The sequence below is a fragment of the Belnapia moabensis DSM 16746 genome, assembly GCF_000745835.1.
GTDB classification, from domain to species: Bacteria; Pseudomonadota; Alphaproteobacteria; order Acetobacterales; family Acetobacteraceae; genus Belnapia; species Belnapia moabensis.
The window spans coordinates 1-3,787 of the sequence record NZ_JQKB01000198.1; the positions used below are offsets into that span (position 1 = coordinate 1).

Annotated in this window: 2 protein-coding genes; both read left to right on the forward strand. The window is 62.2% G+C overall.

The annotated features are described in order from the left end of the window. Positions 1-58 precede the first annotated feature (58 nt). Positions 59-1,135 (forward strand): HlyD family efflux transporter periplasmic adaptor subunit, encoded by a 1,077-nt coding sequence (locus tag EP26_RS30025; RefSeq protein WP_043344977.1) that lies wholly within the window; start codon positions 59-61, stop codon positions 1,133-1,135. Positions 1,136-1,138: 3 nt separating this feature from the next. Further along, positions 1,139-3,106, forward strand: a complete 1,968-nt coding sequence (locus EP26_RS30030) for a glycosyltransferase family 2 protein (protein ID WP_052389873.1) — start codon at positions 1,139-1,141, stop codon at positions 3,104-3,106. Positions 3,107-3,787: the final 681 nt, after the last annotated feature.

The window sequence follows — 3,787 nt, forward strand, 5'->3', positions numbered from 1 at the left end:
TGTAAGTCGGCGGTGTCGGTCTGCTCATGCCGTCCAGCTATCACGCTGGATTCACGAGATGAATCCCCCTCAGGCCATTTGTGCAACAGAGCCCCTTGGCAGCACCAATGCCGTGCTGAGCGCCACCCCGGTAGTGCTGCGCGCGCCGATTGACGGACAACTCGCCCTCGATCTCATCGCTCCGGGGACGCTGCTAGATGCCAAGGCGCCGATCGGCAAGCTGACCAATACCCGCCTGGACAACAGCCGGATCAACGAACTCATGGCCCAGGTCTCGGCCGCCGAACAGGAAGTGGACCTGATCCGCCGCCGCATCACCAATGCCGAGCAAGAGGCCGTTGAGGCCTTGTCACAGGCCACGTCCTTCCAGAAGGCGAGGGTAGACCAAATCGGCTCTCGTCTGGATGAAAGCGAAGCGCGTATTCGCAATGCCCAGGCCCGCCTCCGCGAAGCTGAGGGCATTCAGGGCCGCAACGAGCAATTGCTGCGCTCTGGTGTCGCCACCGTGGCAGCCGTCGAACAAGCCCGGCGTGGTTTGGAGGTGGCGCGCGGTGATCTTGATGTTGCCATCCGGCAGCGGCAGGGCATCCGCACCGAACTTGATGCTGCCAGCCAGGGCATTTTCACCGGAGAGACGGGGACCAACCGTTCGGCTTCACAGCAGCAGTATGACCGCCTGCGGCAGCAGCAGCGCGAATTGTCGGCCCTGTTCTCTGACCGGCAGGCCAGGCTTGATTCCCTGCGGGAGCAGTTGATGCAGGAACGCCTTCAGATTGCCCGGCGAGTCTCCGCCGATCTGGAGGTGATGGTGCGCAGCCGACTGATCCGCGTCCAGGCCCAATCCGGCGAGTTCGTCCGCCAGGGCCAGGAAATCGCCACCCTGATCGACTGCACCCGTCCCCTGGTCATCGCCGAGGTGAGTGATCGCATCTTCCGTTCGCTCAGCATGGGGATGCAGGGCAGCTTCACCCCGGTGGGGGGTGGTCAGACCTATCAGGGCACCATCGTCGAACTGCAAACCCCGCTCACCAGCCAGCCCGGCCAAAGCGGCGCCTACCGGGCCATCATGCAGATCAACAACTCCACCCTTTCCGAAGCCTGCACGACCGGCCGGGCTGGGCGGGTATCCTTCTAGGTCATGGACGATCTTGCCTGGGCCTTTGTGCCCATCTTCCTGATCGGAGGGCTGGCGGCCTTGGTGCTGCCGCGCCTTGACCCCGACAACCGTTATGCCCGGTTGATTGGGGCCGGGGTCACCGCTGTCCTGCTGCTGCGCTACATGTGGTGGCGCACCACGGATTCACTCCCGCCTTGGGAGGGCTCAATCGGCAACGTTATAGCCTACGCCTTCTACGTTATCGAGATGACGAGTTCGATCGCGGGGCTGCTGCTCATCCATGTGTTGAGCAAGACGGTCAATCGCAGCCAGGAGGCTACCGACCATCCGCCGACCTCCTTCCCCGGCGGGGCGCCACTAATCGACGTGTTCATCCCGACCTACAACGAGAAGGAAGAAATCCTCTACCGCACCATCGTGGGTGCGTTGAACCAGGACTATCCCCGCTATCGCGTCTGGGTCTTGGACGACAAACGCCGTCCCTCCATGAAGGCTCTCACCGAGAGCCTGGGCGCCAACTATCTCACCCGCTACGAGAACAGCCACGGCAAGGCGGGGAACATGAACAACGGGCTCAAGCACGTCTTCGCCCTGGACGAGCCACCCGACGTCATCGCCGTGCTGGATGCCGACTTCGTGCCGACGCCGCAATTCCTGTGGCGGGCCTGCGCGCTCATGCATGACCCCAAGGTGGTGGTGGTGCAGACCCCGCAGCACTTCTTCAACCCCGACCCCATCCAGTTGAACCTCGGCGGCAGCCGCATCGTGCCGGATGAGCAGCGCTTCTTCTTCGATGTCATCCTGGCCTCGAAGGATGCGCATGGCTCGGCCTTCAGTTGCGGCACCTCCGCCTTGGTGCGAGCCAGCTTCCTCAAGGAGATCGATGGCTTCCCGACCGAGAGCGTGACGGAAGACCTGCTGCTGTCGCTCAAGGCCAGTGGGCTGGGCTATGTCACCCACTACCTCAACGAACCGCTGAGCGTCGGTCTCGCGCCTGAGGGCTTGCAGGAATACCTGACGCAGAGGGGGCGCTGGTGCCTTGGCACCATGCAGATCGTCCGCACCAAATGGGGCCCATTCTCGATCGGGCCGGTGCCCCTGCTGATGCGCCTGCATACCATGGACACCGTGTTGTTCTGGACGGTCGGCTCGCTGATCCGCATCCTCAGCCTCGTGATCCCCATCCTCTATTGGTGGACCGGGCTTGTGGTGATCGAAAGCGATCTCGCCAGCATCCTGAGCCATCTCGGCCCCTACTGGCTGTGGTGCGTCATCTTCCTCGGATGGGTAAGCCGCGGTCTCAATGTGCCGGTCATCGCCGAGGCGATGTCGCTGCTGGTCTGTGTCGAGGCCATCAAAGCCAGCATCATCGGCTTGTTCGGCTCAAAGAATCAGAAGTTCAAGGTCACGGCCAAAGGGACCAACCGCGGCAGCACGGTGGTGCAGTGGAACATCATCCGCTGGTATCTCGGGCTGATTGTGCTGACCCTCGGCGGCATCCTGCTCAGTGCCGTGGAAGGACCGATTGGCAGCACGCCTGCGCATATCGAGGCCATGAATCTGTTCTGGAGCGTGTACAACATCTGCACGCTACTGGTCGCCTGCCTGATTTGCGTCGAGCGCCCACGCTTCCGCCGCGAGGAGCGGTTCGATGCGGACGAGCCCTCGCAGATCGCCGCCACGGGTGGCATCAGGCGCGACGCCAAGATACGGGACCTCTCTATTCTGGGCTGCCGGCTGGAGGTGTCCGATACCACGGGGCTGACAGACAATCTGGGCATCTATGTTTTGGTGCAGGATGTCGGCTATGTGCCGGCACGGGTCGTGATGTTGAGGGAGGGCAGATATCTCCACGTTGAGTTCAACGCCTCACCCGAGCAGCGGGAAGCCATCACCCGTAAGCTTTTTTCGGGTCAGTATGCCCGGTCGGTGACCCGCATGAGTGCCATACAACTGGCGCGTACCATCCTGCGCCGGGCGGTCACCTAGCCTCAAAGATGCTGCAGTAAGTGCCCTTGCTCAGGGTTCCACAGCTTCGGGCTGGGTCGGGGCCCGGAGCGCCTTGTCTGGTATGCCGATGCGCAGCCGGTTCTCGACATGCCTGCCGCACCAGACATGCACCAGCCCATGTACCTGCTGGCCAATTTGGCAGTTGGCGGAACCTGGCATGATGAGTGGCCCACCCGTCTTCCTGAACCCTATGGTCGAAGTGCCGTGCCATCGTCACCGCGATGGTATCCGCCCAGGCCTTACGGGGGCGGCGGCAAATGCCCAATGCAATCGTCGGGGATGATGACCTGCGGTCGAGCCATGGGTCCTACAGAGTTTGATCCTGGCCGCCCTTACCAGGGTTGTTGAGAAGCATCGCGAAGACAATGCCGTCAGAAGCACAGGAATTTATGCATATCAGTGGCAGAGGCTGTGCCAAGCCACGCAGGCGCGGAACGCGGCCGACCGGTTATGCCTCTTCAGGGACGATGATCGATAATCAGGGGAGGACCTGGCAAAGCTTCCCGACAATCCGTGAGACTACCGATCCCGCTGCCTGGAGTGTCTGGAGGAAGCGCCGATGCGCTCTAATACCAAATCCCACTGATCAGAACCGATACGCCCAATCGCGCAGTCCGATGGACATGATAGTCCAGGGCTGCTCGACGAGGCGGTTCCAGG

Excerpts from the sequence above, each read along its gene's own strand:
- EP26_RS30025 (WP_043344977.1), top strand. The coding sequence starts at position 59 with ATGAATCCCCCTCAGGCCATTTGTGCAACAGAGCCCCTTGGCAGCACC.
- EP26_RS30030 (WP_052389873.1), top strand. The coding sequence starts at position 1,139 with ATGGACGATCTTGCCTGGGCCTTTGTGCCCATCTTCCTGATCGGAGGG.